This window comes from Rhodococcus sp. MTM3W5.2, assembly GCF_001984015.1.
GTDB lineage: Bacteria > Actinomycetota > Actinomycetes > Mycobacteriales > Mycobacteriaceae > Rhodococcus_G > Rhodococcus_G oryzae.
This window is the reverse complement of the sequence record NZ_CP019572.1, coordinates 5225453-5247941: the sequence shown is the minus strand read 5'-3', so window position 1 is coordinate 5247941 and position 22489 is coordinate 5225453. Positions and strand designations below refer to the sequence as shown.

Annotated in this window: 22 protein-coding genes and 3 pseudogenes; 16 read left to right on the top strand and 9 right to left on the bottom strand. The window is 68.9% G+C overall.

Features of this window, described 5'->3' with window-relative positions:
• Positions 1-29: 29 nt before the first annotated feature.
• The 11 genes and pseudogenes from BTZ20_RS26985 to BTZ20_RS23925 all read left to right on the top strand — a co-directional run bounded on the left by BTZ20_RS26985 (position 30) and on the right by BTZ20_RS23925 (position 9192).
• Positions 30-194: a DUF4177 domain-containing protein gene (locus tag BTZ20_RS26985; protein ID WP_072750449.1), complete on the top strand. Its 165-nt coding sequence runs from the start codon at positions 30-32 to the stop codon at positions 192-194.
• 6 nt (positions 195-200) lie between these two features.
• A complete protein-coding gene (locus BTZ20_RS23970; protein WP_077043072.1) occupies positions 201-659 on the top strand; it encodes a RidA family protein in 459 nt (152 codons plus the stop codon).
• Positions 660-781: 122 nt separating this feature from the next.
• On the top strand, positions 782-1567 hold the full coding sequence (locus BTZ20_RS23965) for an MBL fold metallo-hydrolase (protein ID WP_077043071.1): 786 nt from the start codon (positions 782-784) through the stop codon (positions 1565-1567).
• A 68-nt stretch (positions 1568-1635) separates the two neighbouring features.
• Positions 1636-2529 carry an LLM class flavin-dependent oxidoreductase gene (locus BTZ20_RS23960; protein WP_077043070.1) on the top strand — a complete coding sequence of 298 codons (894 nt, stop codon included), beginning with the start codon at positions 1636-1638 and terminating at the stop codon, positions 2527-2529.
• A 76-nt stretch (positions 2530-2605) separates the two neighbouring features.
• On the top strand, positions 2606-4081 hold the full coding sequence (locus tag BTZ20_RS23955; RefSeq protein ID WP_077043069.1) for a 2-hydroxymuconic semialdehyde dehydrogenase: 1476 nt from the start codon (positions 2606-2608) through the stop codon (positions 4079-4081).
• Positions 4078-4899 (top strand): 2-keto-4-pentenoate hydratase, encoded by an 822-nt coding sequence (locus tag BTZ20_RS23950; protein ID WP_223263493.1) that lies wholly within the window; start codon positions 4078-4080, stop codon positions 4897-4899. The genes BTZ20_RS23955 and BTZ20_RS23950 overlap by 4 nt, the downstream gene beginning before the upstream one ends.
• A gap of 11 nt (positions 4900-4910) precedes the next feature.
• Positions 4911-5669, top strand: a complete 759-nt coding sequence (locus BTZ20_RS23945) for a 2-keto-4-pentenoate hydratase (RefSeq protein WP_077043947.1) — start codon at positions 4911-4913, stop codon at positions 5667-5669.
• Positions 5666-6120, top strand: a pseudogene (locus BTZ20_RS23940) (RidA family protein). Before BTZ20_RS23945 ends, BTZ20_RS23940 begins: the two are co-directional and overlap by 4 nt.
• Positions 6117-6638, top strand: a complete 522-nt coding sequence (locus tag BTZ20_RS23935; RefSeq protein ID WP_077043067.1) for a 3-hydroxyanthranilate 3,4-dioxygenase — start codon at positions 6117-6119, stop codon at positions 6636-6638. Before BTZ20_RS23940 ends, BTZ20_RS23935 begins: the two are co-directional and overlap by 4 nt.
• 3 nt (positions 6639-6641) lie before the next feature.
• A complete protein-coding gene (locus BTZ20_RS23930; RefSeq protein WP_077043066.1) occupies positions 6642-7637 on the top strand; it encodes an amidohydrolase family protein in 996 nt (331 codons plus the stop codon).
• Positions 7638-7912: 275 nt separating this feature from the next.
• Positions 7913-9192, top strand: a pseudogene (locus BTZ20_RS23925) (MFS transporter).
• A 77-nt stretch (positions 9193-9269) separates the two neighbouring features.
• On the opposite strand, the gene BTZ20_RS23920 reads toward BTZ20_RS23925, so the two are convergent.
• The 4 genes from BTZ20_RS23920 to BTZ20_RS23905 all read right to left on the bottom strand — a co-directional run bounded on the left by BTZ20_RS23920 (position 9270) and on the right by BTZ20_RS23905 (position 12511).
• Positions 9270-10202 carry a LysR substrate-binding domain-containing protein gene (locus BTZ20_RS23920; protein WP_077043065.1) on the bottom strand — a complete coding sequence of 311 codons (933 nt, stop codon included), beginning with the start codon at positions 10200-10202 and terminating at the stop codon, positions 9270-9272.
• Between the two features lie 87 nt (positions 10203-10289).
• Positions 10290-11204, bottom strand: a complete 915-nt coding sequence (locus BTZ20_RS23915) for an alpha/beta hydrolase (protein ID WP_223263492.1) — start codon at positions 11202-11204, stop codon at positions 10290-10292.
• 187 nt (positions 11205-11391) lie between these two features.
• Positions 11392-12066, bottom strand: coding sequence for a Crp/Fnr family transcriptional regulator (locus tag BTZ20_RS23910; protein ID WP_077043064.1), 675 nt, complete (start codon positions 12064-12066; stop codon positions 11392-11394).
• Positions 12067-12244: 178 nt separating this feature from the next.
• Positions 12245-12511: a hypothetical protein gene (locus BTZ20_RS23905; protein ID WP_077043063.1), complete on the bottom strand. Its 267-nt coding sequence runs from the start codon at positions 12509-12511 to the stop codon at positions 12245-12247.
• Positions 12512-12696: 185 nt separating this feature from the next.
• On the opposite strand from BTZ20_RS23905, the gene nth reads away from it, so the two are divergent.
• From nth to BTZ20_RS23885, 4 genes are read left to right on the top strand one after another with little or no spacing between them, the layout of a single operon-like run.
• Positions 12697-13377: an endonuclease III gene (nth, locus tag BTZ20_RS23900; RefSeq protein ID WP_083742994.1), complete on the top strand. Its 681-nt coding sequence runs from the start codon at positions 12697-12699 to the stop codon at positions 13375-13377.
• A 7-nt stretch (positions 13378-13384) separates the two neighbouring features.
• Positions 13385-14059, top strand: coding sequence for a TlpA family protein disulfide reductase (locus BTZ20_RS23895; protein ID WP_077043061.1), 675 nt, complete (start codon positions 13385-13387; stop codon positions 14057-14059).
• Positions 14060-14073: 14 nt separating this feature from the next.
• Entirely contained in the window at positions 14074-14781 is a 708-nt protein-coding gene (locus tag BTZ20_RS23890; protein ID WP_077043946.1) for an NUDIX hydrolase, read from the top strand.
• Positions 14778-15968 carry a MarP family serine protease gene (locus tag BTZ20_RS23885; protein WP_077043060.1) on the top strand — a complete coding sequence of 397 codons (1191 nt, stop codon included), beginning with the start codon at positions 14778-14780 and terminating at the stop codon, positions 15966-15968. Before BTZ20_RS23890 ends, BTZ20_RS23885 begins: the two co-directional genes overlap by 4 nt.
• 176 nt (positions 15969-16144) lie before the next feature.
• Here BTZ20_RS23885 and BTZ20_RS23880 read toward each other — a convergent pair whose 3' ends face one another.
• The 4 genes and pseudogenes from BTZ20_RS23880 to nhaA all read right to left on the bottom strand — a co-directional run bounded on the left by BTZ20_RS23880 (position 16145) and on the right by nhaA (position 19527).
• On the bottom strand, positions 16145-16648 hold the full coding sequence (locus tag BTZ20_RS23880) for a DUF2004 domain-containing protein (RefSeq protein WP_077043059.1): 504 nt from the start codon (positions 16646-16648) through the stop codon (positions 16145-16147).
• Positions 16649-16742: 94 nt separating this feature from the next.
• Positions 16743-17671, bottom strand: a pseudogene (locus tag BTZ20_RS23875) (alpha/beta fold hydrolase).
• A gap of 33 nt (positions 17672-17704) precedes the next feature.
• Positions 17705-18238 (bottom strand): phage holin family protein, encoded by a 534-nt coding sequence (locus tag BTZ20_RS23870; RefSeq protein WP_077043945.1) that lies wholly within the window; start codon positions 18236-18238, stop codon positions 17705-17707.
• Positions 18239-18240: 2 nt separating this feature from the next.
• Positions 18241-19527, bottom strand: coding sequence for a Na+/H+ antiporter NhaA (gene nhaA, locus BTZ20_RS23865; RefSeq protein ID WP_083742993.1), 1287 nt, complete (start codon positions 19525-19527; stop codon positions 18241-18243).
• Positions 19528-19736: 209 nt separating this feature from the next.
• Between nhaA and BTZ20_RS23860 the strand changes: the two genes are divergently transcribed.
• Positions 19737-21137 (top strand): MFS transporter, encoded by a 1401-nt coding sequence (locus BTZ20_RS23860; RefSeq protein ID WP_077043944.1) that lies wholly within the window; start codon positions 19737-19739, stop codon positions 21135-21137.
• On the opposite strand, the gene BTZ20_RS23855 is transcribed toward BTZ20_RS23860, so the two are convergent.
• Positions 21134-22321 (bottom strand): serine protease, encoded by a 1188-nt coding sequence (locus BTZ20_RS23855; protein ID WP_077043058.1) that lies wholly within the window; start codon positions 22319-22321, stop codon positions 21134-21136. The two genes, BTZ20_RS23860 and BTZ20_RS23855, sit on opposite strands and share 4 nt — an antisense overlap.
• Positions 22322-22489: the final 168 nt, after the last annotated feature.

The following is a 22489-nucleotide window of genomic DNA, read 5'->3' as shown; positions in this document are numbered from 1 at the left end:
CGCGGCGTCGGCCGACTAGGCTCAGCGGCATGAGCGAATTGACTACCTGGGAATATGCCACCGTTCCGCTGTTGACCCATGCGACCAAGCAGATCCTCGATCAGTGGGGTGGCGACGGCTGGGAACTGGTGTCGGTGCTGCCCGGCCCGACCGGCGAGCAGCACGTGGCCTACCTCAAGCGTCCGAAGGGCTGATCGGCCATGACCGACTGGAAGGCCAGGCTCGCGGACCTGCGGATCGAGCTGCCCGCGGTGGCGGCGCCGGTTGCGGCCTACGTTCCGGCCGTGCGGACCGGGAACCTGGTGTACACGTCCGGCCAGCTGCCCTTCATCGACGGTGAGCTGCAGCTGACCGGCAAGGTCGGCGGCGCGGTCGGCGCGGACTTCGCCAAGATCGCCGCCCGGACCTGCGCGCTCAACGCGCTGGCCGCGATCGACGCGCTGGTCGGACTCGACTCGGTGGTGCGCATCGTCAAGGTGGTCGGCTTCGTGGCCTCCGCGGAGGGATTCACCGGGCAGCCAGGCGTCATCAACGGCGCCTCCGAGCTGTTCGGCGAGGTGTTCGGCGACGCGGGCGTGCACGCCCGGTCCGCGGTCGGCGTGTCCGAGCTGCCGCTGAACGCCCCCGTCGAGGTCGAGGTCATCGCGGAAGTCCGCTAGCAGCGGCGCGCCCGCGCGCGATCGCCCTCCGACCGGTGGGCCCGCGCGCGGGCGTCGACTCGAGGTTTCAATCCGCATGCGGCCCAACGCCCGCGGCACCGCCGGGGTCGTACAGTGAGCCCATGACCACGGCACATCCCGCGTACGCCCAGCTGCGCCAGGTCACCCCGATCGCGGCGGTGATGCTGGAGAACAACCCGGGCATGATGACGCTCGACGGCACCAACACCTGGATCCTGCGCGCGCCCGGCCGCGAGGAATGTGTGGTGATCGATCCGGGTGACGCCGACGAGGAGCACCTGCTGCGGGTGGCGGCGGTCGGCCCGGTGGCACTGACCCTGATCACGCACCGGCACGGGGACCACACCGGGGGCGCCGAGCGGTTCGCCGCGCTCACCGGCAGCCCGGTCCGGTCCGTTGACCCGCGGTTCCGCACGCACACCGACGCGGGCCTGCCGGACGGTGAGCTCATCGAAGAGGTCGGTCTCGCGATCCGGGTGCTGCGCACCCCCGGGCACACCAAGGACTCGACCTCGTTCGTGATCGAGGGGGAGGGGTCGGTGCTGACCGGCGACACCATCCTGGGGCGGGGTACCACCGTCCTGGACGCCTCCGACGGCGACCTCGGCGATTATCTGGCCTCGCTGCGCGCGCTCATCGACCTGGGCACGGGCCGCGCGGTGTTGCCCGGGCACGGACCCGACCTGCCGGACCTGCAGGCGGTGGCGAAGCAGTACCTCAGCCATCGCGAGGAGCGACTCGATCAGGTGCGCGCGGCGCTCGAGGTCCTCGGCGCCGACGCAGGCCCCCGCGCGGTGGTCGAGCACGTCTACTCCGACGTAGACCAGAGCCTGTGGCCGGTCGCGGAGCAGTCCGTGCGGGTGCAGTTGGAGTACCTGCGCCGCTGACCGTTGCGCATTCGGGCCATGTCGGTGACTGTGGACATCAGGCGCAGTCGAGACCGAGGAGCGCGGCGATGACCGACTACGGACGCCCACTGCAGTTCGGCATGTTCCCCACCCCGGATGCCGACCGGGTCGACGAGATCCTCGACCTCGTCGCGATGGCGGATGACGAGGGGCTCGATCTCGTCGGCATCCAGGACCACCCGTACCAGAAGCGATTCCTGGACACCTGGTCCCTGATGGCCTTAGTGCTCGCGCGCACCACCCGGGTCCGCGTCTTCCCCGACGTGGCCTGCCTGCCGCTGCGACCGCCCGCAGTGATGGCGAAGGCGGCCGCGAGCCTGGACGTGATCTCGGGCGGGCGGTTCGAGCTGGCGCTGGGGGCAGGTGCGTTCTGGCCGGCGATCGGGGGGATGGGCGGACCGGAACGCACGCCCGGCGAGGCCGCAGGCGCGTTGTCCGAGGCCGTCGACGTCATCCGGCTCATGTGGTCGGACGAGAAATCGGTGCGGTACGCGGGCGAGCACTACCGGCTCTCCGGTGCACACCCGGGGCCGCGGCCCGCGCACGACATCGCGCTGTGGCTGGGGGTCGGGGGCCCGCGGATGCTCGGCGTGCTCGGCCGCGAGGCAGACGGCTGGGTCCCGTCGGTCAGCTACTTCCCGCCGCCGGTGCTGCCCGGCATGCACGCGCGCATCGACGAGTCCGCGACGGCGGCCGGCCGCGACCCCGCGGCGATCCAGCGGATCTACAACGTGTTCGGCGCCATCACCGACGGGCCGAGCAGCGGGTTCCTCAACGGGCCGGTCGAGCAGTGGGTCGACGAGCTGACGGAGCTGGTGCTCGAGTCGGGCATGGACACCTTCGTGTTCGGCGCCGAGGGTGACGACCCGCACCAGCACCAGAAGTGGGCGGTGGAGGTGGTCCCTGCGGTTCGCGAGGCGGTCGCCGGCCGGCGGAGGTGAAGCTATGTCCATTCGTGCATAGCTTGCGAGGAATTTCGCATTTGTTCGGCATGGATTCCCCGCCAATCATGAATGCATGACCACACCCCGCGAAGCCTGGATTCGCAACTACGTGGACGGCGGCTTCGTCGACCCGGACCCGGAGCGCAGCTTCGAGAACCTCGACCCCGCCACCGGGCAGCTGGTGGCCCGAGTGCACGAGGCGGACATCGCTCTCGTCGACCGCGCCGTGCGATCGGCGCGGCGCGCGCTCGACAACGGGTGGGCCGATACCCCCGTGCGGGAGCGGGCGGCTCTGCTGCGGCGGGCGGCAGATCGGATCGAGGAGCGGTTCGAGGAGTTCGTCGTCGCGGAGATGGCCGATACAGGAAAGCCGATCACGCAGGCCCGCGAGCTCGACGTGGCCCGCGCGTTGACCAACTTCCGCACCTTTGCGGACGTGGTCGCCGCGGCGGGGCAGGAGTCGTTCCTCACCGACCTCGGCGGCGGACGGCAGGCGTTGAACTACGCGGTGCGCAAGCCCTTGGGGGTGGTAGCGGTGATCGTGCCGTGGAACCTGCCGCTGCTGCTGCTGACCTGGAAGGTGGCGCCCGCACTGGCCTGCGGGAACGCCGTTGTCGTCAAGCCGAGCGAGGAAACGCCCTCCACCGCGACGCTGCTCGCGGAGGTCTTGGAGGAGGTGGGACTGCCTGCGGGCGTGTACAACGTGGTGCACGGGTTCGGTGGGAACTCCGCGGGGGAATTCCTCACCGATCACCCCGACATCGACGGGGTCACCTTCACCGGCTCCTCGGCGACTGGATCCCATGTGATGAAGACGGTCGCGCCGCGAGTCCGACCCGTCTCCTTCGAGCTCGGCGGCAAGAACGCCGCGGTGGTGTTCGACGATGTCGACATCGACGAGGCCCTCACCGGGCTGACCCGGTCGGTCTTTGCGAACACCGGGCAGGTGTGCCTGTGCACCGAACGGGTGTACGTGCAGCGCAGCATCTTCGACGACATCGCGGCAGGGCTCGTCGAACGGGCCGAGGGACTTCGGCTCGGCGCGCCCGCCGACGCCACGACCACCACCGGGCCACTGATCTCCCAGGCCCACCGCGAGAAGGTCCGAAGCTACTTCGAGATCGCCGAACAGGCCGGGGCCAAGGTGCTCACCGGCGGCGGGATCCCCGACCTGGGTGCCGACCTCGCCGGCGGCTCCTGGATCGAGCCGACCCTCTGGACCGGCCTGACGAACGCCGATCGTGCAGTGCGAGAGGAGATCTTCGGCCCGGTCGCGGCGCTGATCCCGTTCGACACCGAGCAGGAGGCGATCTCGCTCGCCAACGACACCGAGTACGGACTCGCCGCGGCGGTCTGGACGAACGACCTGCGCCGCGGGCACCGCGTCGCGCAGCGGATGAGGGTCGGAATCTCCTGGGTGAACACCTGGTTCACGCGCGAGCTCCGCTCGCCGTTCGGTGGCGCGGGGCTCTCCGGGATCGGCCGCGAGGGCGGCGAATCATCACTCCACTTCTACACCGAACCCACGAATGTGTGTGTGCAACTGTGACTGTGACACCGGGATCGACCACGGCTCTCGATGCGGCTGCCGACCGACTCATCGCCGCCAGGGCCTCGCTGGTGCCGGCCGCGCCGGTGCGGGAGTTCCTGGGGGAGAGCGACCTCGACGCCGCTTACGAGGTCCAGCGTCGGGTCATCGCCGCCGAGGTGGCGCGCGGGGCGCGCGTGGTCGGCGCGAAGATCGGACTCACGGCGCCGGTGGTGCAGCAGCAGTTCGGTGTCTTCCGCCCGGACTTCGGCGTGCTTCTCGACGACATGATGTACGGCCATTCCGAGCCCGTGCCAGCCGCCCGGTTCCTGCAGCCGCGGGCCGAGGGTGAGATCGCGTTCGTGCTCGGACGGGATATCGACCGGCCGGGAGCGAGCGTCGCCGACGTCCTGCGCGCGACCGACTTCGTCCTGCCCGCCATCGAGATCGTCGACTCGCGGATCGCCGACTGGGATCTGGCGATCACCGACACGGTCGCGGACAACGCGTCGAGCGGAGCCGTCGTCCTGGGGACCACCCCGTTCTCGCTGACCGGACTGGATCTGTCCCGGGTCGGGATGACACTGGAACGGGACGGCGAGCCGGTGTCCTTCGGCGCGGGTCACGCCTGCCTCGGCTCTCCGGTCGTGGCTGTCGCCTGGTTGGCCAGGGAGCTCGTAACACGCGAGCAGCCGTTGCGGGCAGGCGACATCGTCATGTCCGGTGCACTGGGTCCCATGGTTCCGATCACCGAGGCCGGCACCTTCCGGCTTCGGCTCGACGGGCTGGGCGAGGTGGACGCAGTGATCGAGTCGACATTCGTAGGACGTGAGAAGTGAAGGAGCTCAACATGATCGACATCGACGGGCTCGTAGATCGCCTGGACCTCGCCCAACGGACCGTTTCCGACACGCCCAGCCTCGCAGACAGCCATGAGGTCGACATCGACGATGCCTACCGGATCCAGAACGCCCTGATCGGCCGCCGGATGGGCCGAGGGGAGTCCGTCGTCGGAGTGAAGCTCGGGTTCACGAGCAAGGCGAAGATGGCCCAGATGGGTGTGTCCGACGTGATCGTCGGGCAGCTCACCGACGCCATGCGGATCGAGGACGGCGGCGACGTCGACCTGGCCCGGTTCATCCACCCGAAGATCGAGCCGGAGATCGCGTACCGGCTCGCCCGCGACGTGGACCCAGGCGATCCGGCCGTGGACATCGTCTCCTGCGTGGACGCGGTGGCGCCTGCCATGGAGATCATCGACTCCCGCTACCGGGACTTCCGATTCACGTACACCGACGTGGTGGCCGACAACACCTCGGCAGCCGGCTATGTGGTCGGGCAATGGCAGCGGATGCAGGATGTCGACAACCGGGCTGTTCGGCTGGAGGTGGGCAGCCAGCAAGCGGTCGGATCCACCTCGGCGATCCTGGGGAATCCGGTGCGCGCGCTGCACGCGCTGGTGGACATGGCGCGTCGTCGGGCGATCCCACTGCGGGCGGGGCAGGTGGTCCTCGCAGGTGCGGCCACCGCGGCGGTCACGTTGACCGCCGAGGTCGCGCAGTGCCACATCGCCGGCCTCGGCCGCGTCAGTGTGAAGGGAGTGAAATGAGCAGCGCCAAGGTGATCGGCCGACTGGCCACGCCGCGGGGCCGGTTCCCGCACGCCAAGGTCGCCGGGGATTTCGTGTACGTCTCGGGAACCAGTTCGCGACGGCTGGACAACACGTTCGTCGGCGTCGCGGTCGACGAGATGGGCACCACCTCGCTCGACATCCGCGCCCAGACGCGCGCGGTCATCGAGAACATGCGCGCCATCCTCGCCGAGGTCGGCGCCGAGCTCTCCGATCTCGTCCAGGTCACCTCGTACCTGGTGTCGATGAACGACTTCGGCGGCTACAACGAGGTGTACGCCGAATTGTTCGACGAGACGGGTCCCACCCGCACCACCGTCGCGGTACACCAGCTCCCGCACCCCACCTGTTGATCGAGATGCAGGGCGTCGCGTACCGACCCGTCGCCCGCTCGCAGAACCGAACCGCCGCATCGGAGGCCACGTCATGACCCGAGTCCCGCCGACCATCAACTTCCAGAAGTGGATCGCCGACAACGAGCATCTGCTCAAGCCCCCGGTGAACAACCAGACCATGGCCCTCGGCAGCGACTTCATCGTCCAGGTGGTCGGTGGGCCGAACCAGCGCACGGATTACCACCTGGATCCGTACGAAGAGTGGTTCTACCAGCTCAAGGGCGATATCCACGTCAATGTCATGACGGAGAACGGCCCCGAGACCGTGCACATTCGCGAGGGCGAGACCTGGCTGCTGCCCGGCAACCTGCCTCATTCGCCGCAGCGCCCGACCGCGGGCTCGATCGGCCTGGTCATCGAGCGCGTGCGCGAGGAGGGCACGCTCGAGAAGTTCCAGTGGTACTGCATCGACTGTGACGCGCTGATCCACGAGGTCGAACTCCAGGTCCGCGACATCGTCGCCGACCTGCCTCCGGTGTTCACCCAGTTCTACGAGAGTGTGGAAGCCCGCACCTGCGGGAACTGCGGAACCCTCCATCCTGGCAAGGGGTGAGACGTGAGCGGAATGATCGACGTCCACACCCACTACGTGCCGAACGGCTGGCCCGACCTCACGGCGGTGGCGGGTCAGGACGCGCCATGGCTGCGGATCGAGTCCGAGTCCGAGGCGATGATCATGATGGGCACGAAGGAGTTCCGCCGGATCCAGGCGGACTGCTGGGATGCCGAGATCCGGTTGCGGGACATGGACGCGGACGGTGTCCGCACCCAGGTGGTCTCGCCAACCCCGGCGTTCTTCAATTACGGTCGGACCGGCGAGCAGGGCGAGCGGATCGCACGGATCTTCAACGACCTGGCGCTGGAGATCGTCGCGCCTGCCGCGGATCGGCTGATTCCGTTCTGTCAGGTTCCATTGCAGGACACCGATGCCGCGTGCCGTGAGCTCGAGCGGTGCGTCACCAACGGTCATCGGGGCGTCGAGATCGGCAACCACGTCGGCGACCTGGACCTCGACAGCGAGGGCGTGGTCACCTTTCTGCAGCACTGCGCCTCGCTGGGGGTGCCGGTGTTCGTGCACCCGTGGGACATGGCGAACTCTCCTCGGTTGGATCGGTGGATGGCGCAGTGGCTGACCGCGATGCCGGCCGAGACCCACCTCTCGATACTCGCGTTGATACTCGGCGGCGTGTTCGACCGGATCGACGAGAGCCTGAAGATCGGATTCGCTCATGGCGGTGGATCTTTCGCGTTCTGGCTGGGGAGGATGGAGAATGCCTGGCACGGGCGCAACGACGTGATCGGGACGTCCGAATTCCCCCCGTCGCACTACCTCGGGCGCTTCTACGTCGACTCTGTGGTCTTCGACGAACGGGCGCTGCGGCTGCTGGTCGACACAGTCGGTGTCGAGCGGGTGATGGTGGGCAGTGACTACCCCTATCCGCTCGGGGAACGTCCGGTCGGAGAGGTGGTGCGCAAGAGTGAGTTTCTCGATGATGCTGCACGGCAACTTATTTCCCGTGGCAATGCCGAGCGGTTCCTGGGGCTGAGCTGACCGGCCGGTGGGCGGGCCGGCCGGCTGTGCGATACCGATCCTGCTATGTCGAAATAGGTATGGCAGATCAGCGAATCGGCATTTGTGTGTCATGGCTCACAGAGTGAGACTGTGATCGTCACCCCTTCCCGCGCACGGCTCCGTGGTGAGCGGAACTTCGACCCTCGCGGCTATCGCAAACACATTCGTTGTCTCCCAACATGATAGGTCCCACGATGAACGAGAAACCGGAACACCGTCCCGGCCCTGCCGCGGCGGCCCGCAGCCGGGTGGCCATGGCCACCCTCGCGGGCACGACGCTCGAGTGGTACGACTTCTTCCTCTACGGCACCGCCGCAGCGCTCATCTTCAACAAGCAGTTCTTCCCCAGCCTGAGCCCGTCGGTGGGCACCCTCGCCGCATTCAGCACCTTCGCGGTCGGCTTCATCGCCCGCCCCTTGGCGGCCTGGTGTTCGGGCACTTCGGTGACCGCATCGGTCGCAAGGCGACACTGGTCGTATCGCTGGTGATGATGGGCGTCGGATCCACGCTCATCGGTCTCATCCCCAACTACGACTCGATCGGCTTCTGGGCCCCGGTCCTGCTGGTCGCGATGCGGATCGTCCAGGGCATCGGCCTCGGCGGCGAGGGCGCGGGCGCCACCCTGATGTCGATGGAGCATGCGCCCGAGGGCAAGAAGAACCTCTATGCCGGGTTCCCGCAGATGGGTACTCCCGCCGGACTCGTGCTCGCCAACGCCATCTTCCTGACGACGAACGCGGTGCTCTCGGACGCGGCCTTCGAGTCGTGGGGCTGGCGTATCCCGTTCCTGCTGAGCTTCGTGCTCGTCGCGATCGGCCTGGTGATCAGGCTGCGGGTGACCGAATCTCCTTCGTTTGCAGGCATTCTCGAGAAGGGGGACGTGGTCCGCTTCCCGCTGAAGGAGTCGCTCAAGGTCGGGTTCCCCCGGCTGTCGCTAACCCTGCTCGCGGTGGTGGCCAACTCCGCGGTCGCGTACGCCTTCATGGTGTTCACGCTGTCCTATGGCACCCAGCACCTGGGTTATGACAAGCAGTTCCTTGTGCTCAGCGTGACCGCCGCCGCCGTGTTGTGGTTCGCGACGATCCCGGTGTGGACGACGGTCGCGGACCGCTACGGCAGGCGGACGATGTTCATCGCGGGGTCGGCGGCCATCCTGCTGTGGTGCATCGCGTTCTTCCCGTTGCTCAACACCGAGAACTCGGTGCTCGCGGTGATCGCCTTCCTCGGGATGGGCCTGATCATTCCCGTCACGCACTGCGTGCAGGGCAGCATCATCGCGGACACCTTCCCGGCCAGGGTGCGCTACTCCGGATCGTCGCTCATCCTGCAGACCGCGGCCATCCTCGGTGGTGGACTCGCGCCGATGATCTCGACGGCGCTGCTGAACGCGACCGGTTCCTCGGTCGGAGTCACCTGGTACCTGGTGGTCATCTGCTCGATCAGTCTGGCCGGTGCGATCGCGCTGTTCCGGCTCGTCCCGTCGAGCTCACGGGGGCAGGAGCTCCCGGCCGCTGCGGAGCGCGCACGCGTGTAGGCCGCATCGGCCCAGGCGCATTCGGCGAGCCGCTCACCCGACGGGTGGGCGGCTCGCCGCTTTTGGTGTCGTGGGGCTCACCGATCTGTCGGTGCGATCTCCGCCGCGATGCGGCGCAGGTTGCCGACGAGCGCCTCGGCCGAAGGGCTGAGGGTGCGTCCGGGAGAGAGCGTGATCCCGACGCGGTGCCCGATCGGATCCAGCGCCACGGGGAGGGTGGTCAGCCGAGCGTCGTCGCGCGGGATCAGGCTCGGGAGCACGGCGATCATGTCGGTCTCGATGAGCAATTGGCGGACGGTGAGGAACGAGGTTGCCTCGACCCGGTTCTCGGGCAGCGGCATGCCGTTCCTGGCGAAGAACTCCTCCAGCTCGCGGCGCAGCGAGGTCTCGACGCCCGGCAGGATCCAGGGGTAGTCGGCCAGGTCCGCGAGGGTCAGGCTGTCGAGCTCGGCCAGTGGATGGCGGGCGCGGGTGACCAGTTCCACCGATTCCTCGTAGAGGGTGTCGCGGATGGCGGCCTGGTCGGTGGGGGAGGTGAGCCGGCCCACGATCAGGTCGACACGGCCGGCCTCGAGCTCGACGAGCAGCGTCTCGGGGGTGCCCTCGCGCACGATCACCGTGAGCAACGGTCGCTCCGCCTTCAGGCGCGCGATGGCCCCCGGGAGCAGGACGTTCGATCCGGCGAGATGGGTGCCGACCACCACGGTCCCGCGATCGGCGTCGGCCAGCTCGACCACATGCCTGCCTGCCTGCGTCAACTGTGCGATGACGGCCCTCGCGTGCGAGGTGAAGGCCTCGCCGAAGATCGTCGGCGTGATGCCGCGCGGTCCGCGCTCGTACAGCTCAACGCCGAGAATCGACTCGAGGTCGTGCAGGCTGCGGGTGGCCACGGGCTGGGTCACGTGGAGAGCCGCGGCCGCGCCGACCACACTGCCCTGCCGGGTCAGCGCGTCGACCAGCACCAGGTGCCGGAGCTTGAGCCGGCCGTCGAGGAGTCGGGGCGTGTCCATGCCGCCGAGCCTATCGGGCTCTGACCCCAGGTAATAGCCTAAACATACAGTTCATCGTCTTTTCTATACCCGTTTTGCTATACCTGCCTATCCCGCAGGTGAGCGCTGGTCCTCGAGTCCGTTGATCATGCCGACGAGGGCGCGATTGAGCGCCGTCGTGGAGTCGGCCAGATCGAGAAAGATGTCGTAGTGGTTGCGATCGGGAACGACGAGCAAGGTGCAGGGTGAGTGCTCCGCCCAGGCGTCGTGGAACCGGTGGGTCTGCGTGAGGAATCCGGCACCGTCTCGGTCCGCAACTGCGATCACGGCCGCCGGTCCGGGTCCGTCCACAAGAAGCAGTGGGCTCAACGCGTGCGCCCGCTCGATGTCGAGTTCGAGCCACTCGTTCGCGAACGAGTCGACGAGCGGGCGGAGGTCGAACAGTCCGCTGATCGGCATGGCGCCGCGCACGACGGTCTCGGGCAGGCCGAGCGCACGCTGCCAGCCCGGGACCATGACGGCGCCGGTGAGGTGCCCTCCGGCGGAGCTTCCACCGACGACGATGCGATCGGGGTCGAGCCCGTGACCGGCGCCGTGGTGGTAGACCCATGCGACCGCCGCTCGGACCTGGCGGACGATTTCCTCGAGTGTGGTTTCCGGCGCGAGACCGTAGTCGACGGTGACGGTGGCGATCCCCTCCGCGTCGAGGGCGCGCGCCATGAAGGCGGTGTGGTGACGGGACAGGGCGCGCCAGTAGCCCCCGTGGATGGCGATGAAAACTGGCCGGGGTCGTCGGAGATTCCCCAGACGTCCAATTTCTGTTGGCTGTGCGGGTCGTAGTAGATGTCGGTGAATCCGCGCAGGCCCTGTACCGCGGTCGCGGATCGGGCGAGGTATTCGCCGATGATCTCGTCGAACAGCGCTGGCGAAACTGTGTTTCGGACGTTGTATTCGACGTCGGTCTGCGGATCGGACATCGGATGCTCGATCTGGACACCCGCGCGGCGGCGGATCTCCACCCACGATCTGCTTCCCATCGCTGTGACCTCCCCGTCGATTCAGGCAAGGTCAATACTGCTGTCCCGGCCCCATGCCTGTCGAATGCAAAGTTCGCTCGCCGCCATGCCCGTTTGGCTATAGGAATTGGAGGTCGACGCAAAATCGGCCACCCCGGAAGATCCGGGGTGGCCGATTCGTGCGTGTGGGGGAGTTACCGGGCCCGTCGGGCCAGCCGCTCGGAGTCGGAGATCAGCACGCTCTTGCCCTCGAGCCGCAGCCAGCCGCGGTGCGCGAAGTCGGCGAGCGCCTTGTTCACGGTCTCGCGGGAGGCGCCGACCAGCTGGGCGATCTCTTCCTGGGTGAGGTCGTGCGTCACGCGCAGCGACCCGGCCTCCTGAGTGCCGAAGCGCTGGGCGAGCTGCAGCAGCGCCTTGGCGACACGGCCGGGGACGTCGGTGAAGATCAGGTCCGCGAGGTTGTTGTTGGTGCGGCGCAGGCGACGGGCCAGCACGCGCAGCAGCTGCTCCGCGATCTCGGGGCGTTGATCGATCCACGACTTGAGGGCGTCGCGGTCCATCTGCACAGCGCGGACCTCGGTGACCGTGGTGGCGGTGGAAGTACGCGGACCCGGGTCGAAGATCGAGAGCTCACCGAACATGTCGGACGGGCCCATGATCGTGAGCAGGTTCTCGCGACCGTCGGGGGAGCGGCGTCCGAGCTTGATCTTGCCGGACACGATGATGTACAGCCGGTCGCCGGGCTCGCCTTCGTTGAAGATCACATGCCCACGCGGGAAGTCGACCGGCTGCAGCTGCTTGACCAGCGCGGCCACCGCCGACGGTTCGACGCCCTGGAAGATTCCGGCTCTGGCCAGGATCTCGTCCACGTGTGCTCCTTCTTCGGGTCGTTGGGGACGCCATCGTGTGGTCTCCCCCGACGTGATCGACGCACGATCGCGTCGACCTATCGTTGAGTACTCGCTGGAAGTCTATCGTCCCGACGTCGAAGACTAGTGACCGACGCCACGCGGCGCATGCCGAACGGCGTCCGACACTCCGGAAAGGTCAGCTCGCGCGCTGCTCCGGCGCCTGCGATTCGTCGTCGTCCTCATCCTCGGCGCCGCGCTTGCGGCGGAGGTGGAACCGGGCGAGCGCCCGCGGCAGCCCCTCGTTGGCCAGGGTGGCGACGTCGGCATGACTCGCCTTGTCCAGGAACTCCTGGACCTCCTGCTCGCGCACGGTCAGCCGGCGCAGCCGGAACTCCACCCGCTCCATTGCCAGTGCAAAAAGAATGAGCAGCACTGGGAAGAGCACCACAGCCAGTCCTTGCATACCGGGTAGTAAACACGGCGTTTGTCTCAGAAGCGAAACGATGTCCAGTTCCGTTTGGCACCGTCCGTAGAGTTGGTCCGGTGTCCACCACCGCATCGCAGACCCCGGCCCCGCGTGGGGCGGCGCCGACCTCGCGACCGGCAAAGGAGGAGACCCGGCTCGGCCTCGTGCGCCGGGCGCGGCGGATGTACCGCACCCTCACCGTGGCGTTCCCGCACGTCTACTGCGAGCTCGACTTCACCACCCCGCTCGAGCTGTCGGTGGCGACGATCCTGTCCGCGCAGTGCACTGACGTGCGGGTTAACCAGGTGACGCCCGCGCTGTTCGCCCGGTACCGGACCGCCCGCGACTACGCAGAGGCGGATCGAACGGAGCTGGAGGAGTACATCCGGAGCACCGGCTTCTACCGCAACAAGACGAACTCGATCATCGGGCTCGGGCAGGCGCTGCTCGAGCGGTTCGACGGCGAGGTCCCGGGCGACCTGAAGAATCTGGTGACGCTGCCTGGCTTCGGCAGGAAGACGGCCAATGTGGTCCTCGGGAACGCGTTCGGTGTGCCCGGGATCACCGTCGACACCCACTTCGGCAGGCTCGTCCGGCGGTGGGGCTGGACGCAGGAGGAGGACCCGGTGAAGGTCGAGCACGCGGTCGGCGAGCTCATCCCGCGCAAGGAGTGGACCGACCTCTCGCACCGGGTGATCTTCCACGGCCGCCGGGTCTGTCACGCGAAGAAGCCGGCCTGCGGGGTGTGCCTGCTGGCCAAGGACTGCCCCTCCTACGGCATCGGGCCAACCGACCCGGTGGCCGCTGCCGCCCTGGTGAAGGGCCCCGAGACCGAACATCTGCTCGAGTTGGCGGGTCGGTGAGCTGACCGTGCGATTGTCGAACACCGGCCGTTGGAGCCTGGCCGCACTCGTCGTCGTGGCGGCCCTGATCGTCGCGATCTGGCCGCGGGGCGACTCGGACGAGTCCGGATCGCGCGGCTATGCGGACTCCATCGGCAACTCCACCGCCGCGCCGCAGGAACGGGCGCCAGGCGACACACCCGAGGCGCTGGCAGGGGTGCGTGCCGACGCCGCGCTGAGCGCCTGCCCCACCCCAACACCCGGCGCGATCCCGGCCGGACCGCTGGCCGGGATCGGGCTCGAATGCCTCTCCGACGGTGGCAGGATCGACGTCGGTGCCGCGCTGGCGGGCAAGCCCGCGCTGGTCAACCTCTGGGCCTACTGGTGTGGGCCCTGCGCCAGGGAACTGCCAGCCCTGCAGGAATACGCGGACCGCGCCGGGGACGCCGTCACCGTGCTGACCGTCCACCAGGACCCCAAGGAAGGGAACGCGTTGTCCGCGCTCACCGAATACGGCGTGCACCTGCCGGGCGTACAGGACGGCGCGGGCAAGATCGCCGCGGCCGTCGGGGCGCCGAACGTGCTGCCCGTGACCGTGCTGGTCCGGGCCGACGGCACCGTCGCAGGGGTGCTGCCGGTGCCGTTCGAGAGCGCCGACCAGATCGCCGCGGCGGTGCAGGAGAAGCTGGGCGTGAGCGCGTGAGCGAGACCAACCACCTGCCGCCGGAATGGCTGCGCCGGGTCTCGACGCTGCCGCCGTCGGACACCAATTCCGTCAACCCCGTGCTCCTGCGGCGGGCGCCGAGCGGAGTGCAGGCGCGCGAGGCCGCGGTGCTTGTGCTCTTCGGCGGGTCCCCCGAGGCCGATCCCATCGCGGTCGGTGGCCTGCCCGAGGACGCCGACCTGCTCCTGCTCCAGCGCGCCTCCACCCTCCGCCAGCACGGCGGCCAGATCGCCTTTCCCGGCGGCGCCAGCGATCCGGGGGACGACGGACCCGTCGGGACCGCGCTGCGGGAGGCGGAGGAGGAGACCGGGCTCGACCCGGCCGGGGTGCGCACCCTCGCGGTGCTGCCGGGCATCTTCGTCCCGCCCTCGGGCTTCGACGTCACGCCGGTGATCGGGTACTGGGACCGCCCCACCCCGGTCCGTGCGGTGGACCTCGCCGAGACCGAGCGGGTGGCCCGGGTGCCGATGCGCACTCTGCTCGACCCGGACAACCGCTTCCAGGTCCGGCACCGGCTCGGCTACCAGGGCCCGGCGTTCCTCGTCGACGACATGCTCGTGTGGGGCTTCACCGCAGGCGTGCTGGCCGGGCTGATCGCGATCTCCGGCTGGGAGATCGAATGGGACCGTTCCGACATCCGCGACCTCGAGGTCGCGCTGGCCGAGGTGGATGCGGGGATCGTGGAGGTACACGAGCGATGACCGGTTCAGCCTGGATCGACCTCGCGATCCTCGCGATCGCCGTTCTCGCGGCCACGTCGGGATGGCGGCACGGGGCGGTCGCGTCCGCACTCGCCTTCTTCGGCGTCGTGCTCGGCGCGGTCGCGGGGATCCTGATCGCGCCGCACGTGCTGGTGCACGTCGACGAGGGGCGGATGCGCGTGCTCGCGGGCATCACCTTGATCGTCGTGCTGGTGGTGATCGGCGAGGTCGCGGGCATGGTGCTCGGCCGCGCCGCCCGCGGCGGCATGCACAGCCCGGTCGCGCGGTCCGTGGACAGCGTCATCGGCGCCGGCCTGCAGCTGACCGCCGTCCTGGTCGCCGCGTGGCTGCTGGCCATCCCGCTGACCGCGTCCTCGCAACCGGAGGTCGCCAGCGCGGTGCGCGGGTCGCGGGTCCTGACTCAGGTCGACGAGTACGCCCCGAGTTGGATGCGCAGGCTGCCGGACGAGTTCTCGGCGCTGCTGGACACCTCCGGGCTGCCCGACGTGATCGGGCCGTTCGGCCGCACCCCGATCGCCGTCGTCGAGGCGCCCGACCCCGGCGTGCTGCGCAGTCCCGTGGCGCAGCGCCTGCAGACCAGCGTGCTCCGGGTTCGCGGAGTGGCGCCGAGCTGCCAGCGCGCGCTCGAGGGGTCCGGTTTCGTGGTGGCCCCGGAGCGGGTCATGACCAACGCGCACGTCGTGGCGGGGACGACCGGGGTCTCGGTGGACACCGCGGACGGGCCGCTGGACGCCGAGGTGGTGCTCTTCGATCCGGCCGTCGACGTCGCGGTGCTGGCGGTTCCCGGCCTGCGGGCCCCGGTGCTGCCGTTCGCGCCGGAGGAGGCCACGAGTGGGGACAGCGCGATCGTCCTCGGCTACCCGGGCGGCGGTCCGTACACGGCCAGCGCGGCCCGGGTGCGGGAGACCCTGGATCTGACCGGCCCCGACATCTACCGCGCCGCCGAGGTCGAGCGCGAGGTGTACACGGTGCGCGGCTCGATCCGTCAGGGCAATTCCGGTGGACCGCTGGTCGACGAGCAGGGCCAGGTGCTCGGCGTCGTATTCGGCGCGGCAGTGGACAACAGCGACACCGGCTTCGTGCTCACCGCCGAGGAGGTCTCGCGTCAGCTGGCGGGGGCCTCCGCGGCGAGCAGCGCCGTCAACACGGGCGGCTGCATCCTCTAGGCGGCTTCGCCGCCCGTGAGTCCTTGTGGCCCCTGTGCGGGCCAGAAGGACTCACGGGCGCGTCTGTCGAGATGCAGGGAGGACTACCGGGACCACACCGCTGCAGATTGACGGATCTCGGGCGTGTCGAAGAGACATCGCCAATGTTAGGTGGGGACTGGTCCCGTTCGCCGGGCTCAGCTTTCGTGGTGGGCCGTAACGGTGCCGTTCCGATCCCACACGGCGACAAGCAGCTGGTCGGTGGGCTTGTCAGCGCCGATTGCGAAGTCAAGTGCGAGGACACGTTCCTTCGCGGCGGGGTTGATTGCGATGCCGACGAGAACCAGATGGTCGAGAAAGACCTCGTCGGTAACAACCTCACAGGTGTCGACGTCGAACAAGTCGCACACCATCTCTTCGGGGATCTCCTCGAGATGAAACTCGCGAAACGATGAAGTTGTCGACCGGGAATCGGACAGCTCAGCAGCGAAAGCGACCAAGGCTTCAGCGACCAGGGCCGCCATATCGCGGAGAGCGGCTTCCGCCTTGTCGAGTTCGCTCTGGGTCAGAGTCTCATCACCGTGAATCCAATACCAGGCACCCGCTCCGAAACCGTGTACTCCAGCAGGTAGCGCGGCACCGGCCACAGAATCGTCGCCGAAATCGAGTTGCCCGACGAACCGGCTGGTCAGTTGAATCATGATCCGATCGTGCCATCCACCGGGGACATGAACTGACGCCGCTCCAGCTGATCTCGCGGCACGTTTCGTCAATCTTTGCTGCAAGTCGACAGCGTCAGCGGGCGAGGAACTCCGTGAGCGCGGCGGTCACCTCGGCCGGTCGTTCCTGGTGGGCGAAGTGGCCCGCGCCCGCGATGGTGAGCAGGCTCCGGCCAGGGGCCCACCTGGTGTCGCGGCGCAACGCGGCGGCCAGCACGTACGGGTCCTGGTCCCCGTGGATCTGCAGCACCGGGATGGTCATCACCTGGTTCATCGCCTTCATGAACCGGCGGCCGTCGGGCCGCCACTGGCTGCGGAACGCCCAGCGCTGGTACTCCAGCGAGCAGTGCGCGGCGCCCGGGATCTGGATCGCGGACCTGGCCCGCTCGACGACCTCGGCGAACTCCTCGGTCTGCGGCCATTGCGGACCGGATCGCCCGCGCAGCAGCCGCTCGACCTCGGCGCCGTCCCCGCGGGTCAACACCCGCTCGGGCCGCCACGGCAGCTGGCAGCGCAGGAACGCGGGCAGGAAGGCGGACCGCTGAGCCCGGTCGGCCAGCACCGATCGCTTGAGCGCGATCGGATGCGGCGAGCTGACGAGGGCGATCGAGCGCACCAGCCGTGGATGCAGCACCGCCGTCGCCCAGCACACCAGGCCTCCGTCGGCGTGGCCGACGAGCGTGGCCTCGGTGTGGCCGAGGGCGCGGATCAGGCCGGCAACGTCACCGGCCAGGGTCCAGCCGTCGTAGCCGCGCGGCGGCTTGTCGCTGTCCCGTAGCCGCGCAGGTCCAACGCGACCGCGCGGTAGCCGGCGTCCGCGAGGGCCGTCAACTGATGTCGCCAGGACCACCAGAAGTCGGCGAATCCGTGCAGCAGGACGACCAGCGGTGCGCCGGGGTCGGACGGGCCCGCCTCGACCGCGTGGAAGCGGATGCCGTTGGCGTGCACGTCGCGGTGTTGCCACGGGCCGTCGAATCGGACTGTGGAGGGATCCGGGTAGGTCACGGGAGGGGTGATGCTCTCGGTTCGATGCCGGGGCTACGGCGCGGTTCGGCGGGCGTACTCGCCGGGCGTGTAGTCGCCGTGCTTGTAGCTCGACTCCGCGGCGTTCGGCAGCACCGTCGCGGCCTGCCGGAGCGAGTCGATGGTCTTCTCCGGGGCACGCAGCTTGCGCACCCGCAGGTAGCCGAACAGCGCCAGCACCGCGGTGGTCACCACCATCAGCAGGAACACGATCAGGAACGCGAGCCAGCGCGGCGTCCAGACGGCGAGGGTCTCGGCGAGGAAGAAGAAAAAGAAGAAGGAGCTGAAGAGCAGGACGGTGAGCGCCAGGAGGAAGAACAGCGAGCCCTGCAGGCCCTTCTTGACCTCGCTGGTCACCTCGGCCTTCGCAAGCGCCACCTCGGCGCGGACCAGGGTGGAGACCTGCGTGGTCGCGTCCTTGACCAGGTTCCCGATGCTGGCTGTACCGGGGGCGTGCGCATCGACGTCGGTGAGCGGGATCGACGTGATGGTGTTCGGCACCCCGTCCCCGGTCAGCCGGTCGTACCTGTCGCCGTTGCGGTCACTGATGCTCACGTCTGCGCCCCTCCAGTGTGTCGTCGTCCGGCTCGCCGGAGTGTGTCGTCGTCCGGCTCGCCGGAATGTGGTCGTTGCTGACCGGTCGCGGAACCGGCCGCGTTGGCGCGCGCATGGTGGACGCGCCCCCGGCGTAACAGTAGCGCCGAGCCGATCAGCGACGCCGTCAGCGAGGTCAACAGGACCGCAGCCTTCGCCGTTTCCACCTCGGCTCCTTCGAGCGCGAGTTCGGCCACCAGAAGGCTAACGGTGAACCCGATCGCGCCGAGCACCGACAGCGCGAACATGTCGCGGAAGCCGAGGTTTCCCGGCTTCGTGGCTATGCCGAGCCGGACCGCGACCCACGAGACGCCGAAGATGCCGACGGTCTTGCCGACCAGCAGGCCCAGGATGATCGCCAGCGCGATGCGGTCAGTGAACATCGACTCGAGCACCTCGGGGCCCAGCGGGACCCCGGAGGCGAACAGGGCGAACACCGGCACACAGAACCCGGCGGAGAACGGCTGGATCCGGTGCTCGAGCCGGGTCGCGGGGGCCTCCGCCTCGCCCGGATCCTTGCGCACCCTGGTCAGCAGGCCGATGGCGACGCCCGCGAGGGTGGCGTGGATGCCCGCCTCGTGCATCGAGTACCAGGCGAGCAATGCCAGCGGGACGTACAGCAGTGGGGTGGTGATCCTCCGGTGCTGCGCGTACGCGTAGGCGGCCAGGCAGGCGACCGCGCCGAGCAGCCAGAGCATCGCGATCGAGGTGGTGAACAGCGCGGCGATGATGATGATGGCGAGCAGGTCGTCGACGACCGCGAGGCTCAGCAGGAACACCCTGGCGCTGGCCGGGATCCTCGACCCGGTCAGCGCGAGCACTCCGAGGGCAAAGGCGATGTCGGTGGCGACGGGGATCGCCCAGGCCTGCTCGATGCCGGGGGTGCCCCAGCCGACCGCGAGCGCGATCAGCGCGGGCAGGACCACGCCGCCGACCGCCGCGATGATCGGCAGCAGGGCCTTCTTGCGGTCGGCCAGCTCGCCGACGACCAGCTCGCGTTTGAGCTCGAGGCCCGCGACGAAGAAGAACACCGCCAGCAGGCCGTCTTGGGCCCAGGTGTTCAGGCTCAGGTTCAGATGGATCGCGCTCGGCCCGACCTGAAAGTCCCGAAGGGCGGTGTAGGCGTCGGCCCACGGGGAGTTCGCCCAGATGACGGCGACGGCAGCCGCCACCAGCAGGATCGACCCACCGACGGTCTCGGTGCGCAGGTAGCGGGTCAGTTCGGAGCGGAGCGGTTGGATCACGTCAGGATTCTCCCGAAGGTCGCGGGCGTACAGGTGTGCCATGTGCCGACCAGACTTCCCGGCGCTCCGATTGCAGCTTAACGCGATCTTGATACCGCTCGGCGCAAACACCTCGCGCTGGATTGCCCCGGAAACGACGGGAGTGATCTGCTTCCTGAGGTTTGGGCGGCGGATGTCCATTCCGTGGAACAGGTGTGCAGGAGAATCGGATGAGCAAAGCCCCGGACGTGCTGGTCGACGAGGCGGTTGCCGCGAAGGACGCGGTGCCCCGCAGTCGGATCGTGGTGGCCAGCATGATCGGCACCTCGATCGAGTTCTACGACTTCTACATCTATGCGACGGCGGCGGTCTCGGTCTTTCCGCACCTGTTCTTCCCCAAGGGGAACGGCACCACCGCGCTGCTGGCCTCGCTGGCCACCTTCGGCCTCGCGTTCGTCGCCCGCCCGCTCGGCTCGATCGTGTTCGGCCACTACGGCGACCGGATCGGTCGCAAGGCCACCCTGGTGGGATCGCTGCTCACCATGGGCATCGCGACGTTCGTCATCGGGCTGCTGCCGACGTACCACTCGGTCGGGCTCATCGCCCCCGCGCTGCTGGCCCTGATGCGGTTCTGCCAGGGCCTCGGGCTCGGTGGCGAATGGTCGGGGGCGGCGCTGCTCGCGACCGAGACGGCGAAGTCCGGCAAGCGGGCTTGGGCGGCGATGTGGCCGCAGCTCGGCGCGCCGATCGGGTTCTTCCTGGCCAACGGGCTGTTCCTGATCATCACCCTGTTCATGGGCCACGACAACGCGAACCCCGACCTGGACAGCGCCTTCCTGACCTGGGGCTGGCGAATCCCCTTCCTGCTCAGCGCGATCATGGTGATCATCGGCCTGTACGTGCGGCTGAAGCTAGAGGAGACCCCGGTGTTCGCGCGCGCCGTCGAGCGCGGCGAGAAGGTCAAGACCCCGCTGGCGACGGTGTTCAAGACGAGCTGGCGTCAACTGATCATCGGCACCTTCGTGATGCTCGCGACCTACACCCTCTTCTACATCATGACCACCTGGGTGCTTAGCTACGGCACCGGGAAAACCGTCGCCGCGGGCGGCACCGGGCTCGGCTTCAAGTACTCGGATTTCCTTGTGCTGCAGCTGATCGCCGTGCTGTTCTTCGCGGCGGGCGTGCCCATCACCGGCTGGCTCGCCGACCGGTACGGTCGGCGCATCACCCTGCTCGTCGCGACCGGCGCGATCATGGTCTTCGGGCTGACGTTCTCGGTGGCCCTCGACCCCGAGAAGATGACCGACGCCCGCATGCTGGTCTTCCTCATCGTCGGAATGCTGTTGATGGGCTTCACCTTCGGCCCGATGAGCGCGGTGCTGCCGGAGCTGTTCCCGACCAATGTGCGCTACACCGGCTCGGGCATCGCCTACAACACGGCGAGCATCCTGGGTGCGGCGGTGGCGCCGTTCATCGCGACCTGGCTCGCGACCAGCTACGGCGTCGGCTGGGTCGGCATCTACCTGCTGGCGGCGGGCGCCCTGACGTTCGTCGCGCTGCTGGTGATGCGCGAGACCAAGGACGCCTCGCTGGACGCGCCCGAGCTCGATCCGCGCGGAGCCGAGCTCTAGGCCTGATCCGCCCGCCGGATCACCACCACCACGCCTGCGCCCACCGCGAGCAGCACGGCCATGGCGGCGAGCAGGCCCCAGTTCGGGCCCGAGTCCGACGGCGCCGCGTCGCCGTACCGGTCCCGCTCCTGTTCGGCGCTGGTCCGGAGGTCCGCCGCCCCCGGATAGCCCGGCGCGAGGGACAGCACCTGGTCGAAGTCGGCGATGGCGGCGGTGTAGTTGCCGTCGACGTAGTGCTCGACCCCTGTGCGGTAGGCGGTGTCGGCAGGCCCGAGTGTCGGGGTGACACCCTTCTCGCGCATCAGGTCCGTGAGGCCGCGGGCCGGGGCGACGAAGGCGAACGGCTGTGTCTGCCCGTGGATTCCGAAGCTGTTCACCCCGATCGCGACACCCCCGAGGTCCGCGGTGGGGCCTCCGCTCATGGCTTCGGACACCTCCGCGTCGATCTGGTAGACCGGGACGGTTCCTGTGGCCTTCTTGGCACTGATCTCACCGCCCGCGACCGCGGGCCGCAGCGACGGCTCGGCCGCGGTATCGGTGTTGCCGGGGAATCCCGCCGACACCACCGGCGTGCCCAGGTCGACGCCGTCATCCGTGCTCAGCTCGGCGGCGGCAAGGCCGCCCCGCTGGACCTTGAGCAGCGCGACGTCCCCCGCGGTGAGCGGTACCAGGCCGGTGACCTCGGCGGGGAGTGCCTCGCCCTCGGCGGTCCCGCCTGCGATCACGGTCATGGCGATCGAGGGGGCCGATCCGGGCTCGTCGCCCTCCACCCGCCAGTTCGCTTGGGCGGTCTCGTTCACGAGCGCGGGGTCGAGGGTGGGGATCGCGTGTACCGCCCAGTCGACCGCGGTTCGCAGGAGGGCCTCGCGGGCGCCCTCGGCGCAGTGGCCGGCCGTGGCCACCCAGCCGTCCGGGTTGACGACGAATCCGCTACAGCGCCAGCCGGTTAGGAAGGGATCCACTTTGATCGGCTGGCCGTCGGGAAAGCGGACCCAGCCCCTGGCCTCCGCCTTGACCAGGACGACGGACGGGGTGATGAGGGCGGCCGCGCGTTGCTCCGGGCTCGGCACGGGACGTTCGGGGGAATCCTGGTCGCCGAGCGCGACGGCGGGGGAGCCGACGAGCGCCGCGAGGAGCAGCACGAGCAGGGCGGCGAACCTGGTTCGCCGGCGCCGATCAGGCATGACGGTCTCCGTTCGAGCTCGGACCCGCGGCTCACCCGTGAGCGTCACTCGGCTCGGCACTCGTCATGAATGGGACTGTGGGCCATCGCTGACGGACCCATGGTAGGCCAATCCGGCACGGCCGGGAAGGTTCGCGACGGCGGCCGGCCGCTGCGCCCGACGCGAGAC

What these genes read in the sequence shown, in the direction of transcription:
- nth (WP_083742994.1), top strand. Translation starts at nt 12,697, where the DNA reads ATGTACCGCACCCTCACCGTGGCGTTCCCGCACGTCTACTGCGAGCTC.
- BTZ20_RS23955 (WP_077043069.1), top strand. Translation starts at nt 2,606, where the DNA reads ATGACCACACCCCGCGAAGCCTGGATTCGCAACTACGTGGACGGCGGC.
- BTZ20_RS23935 (WP_077043067.1), top strand. Translation starts at nt 6,117, where the DNA reads ATGACCCGAGTCCCGCCGACCATCAACTTCCAGAAGTGGATCGCCGAC.
- BTZ20_RS23885 (WP_077043060.1), top strand. Translation starts at nt 14,778, where the DNA reads ATGACCGGTTCAGCCTGGATCGACCTCGCGATCCTCGCGATCGCCGTT.
- BTZ20_RS23880 (WP_077043059.1), bottom strand. Translation starts at nt 16,648, where the DNA reads ATGATTCAACTGACCAGCCGGTTCGTCGGGCAACTCGATTTCGGCGAC.
- BTZ20_RS23945 (WP_077043947.1), top strand. Translation starts at nt 4,911, where the DNA reads ATGATCGACATCGACGGGCTCGTAGATCGCCTGGACCTCGCCCAACGG.
- BTZ20_RS23970 (WP_077043072.1), top strand. Translation starts at nt 201, where the DNA reads ATGACCGACTGGAAGGCCAGGCTCGCGGACCTGCGGATCGAGCTGCCC.
- BTZ20_RS26985 (WP_072750449.1), top strand. Translation starts at nt 30, where the DNA reads ATGAGCGAATTGACTACCTGGGAATATGCCACCGTTCCGCTGTTGACC.
- BTZ20_RS23920 (WP_077043065.1), bottom strand. Translation starts at nt 10,202, where the DNA reads ATGGACACGCCCCGACTCCTCGACGGCCGGCTCAAGCTCCGGCACCTG.
- BTZ20_RS23855 (WP_077043058.1), bottom strand. Translation starts at nt 22,321, where the DNA reads ATGCCTGATCGGCGCCGGCGAACCAGGTTCGCCGCCCTGCTCGTGCTG.
- BTZ20_RS23965 (WP_077043071.1), top strand. Translation starts at nt 782, where the DNA reads ATGACCACGGCACATCCCGCGTACGCCCAGCTGCGCCAGGTCACCCCG.
- BTZ20_RS23860 (WP_077043944.1), top strand. Translation starts at nt 19,737, where the DNA reads ATGAGCAAAGCCCCGGACGTGCTGGTCGACGAGGCGGTTGCCGCGAAG.
- BTZ20_RS23960 (WP_077043070.1), top strand. Translation starts at nt 1,636, where the DNA reads ATGACCGACTACGGACGCCCACTGCAGTTCGGCATGTTCCCCACCCCG.
- BTZ20_RS23905 (WP_077043063.1), bottom strand. Translation starts at nt 12,511, where the DNA reads ATGCAAGGACTGGCTGTGGTGCTCTTCCCAGTGCTGCTCATTCTTTTT.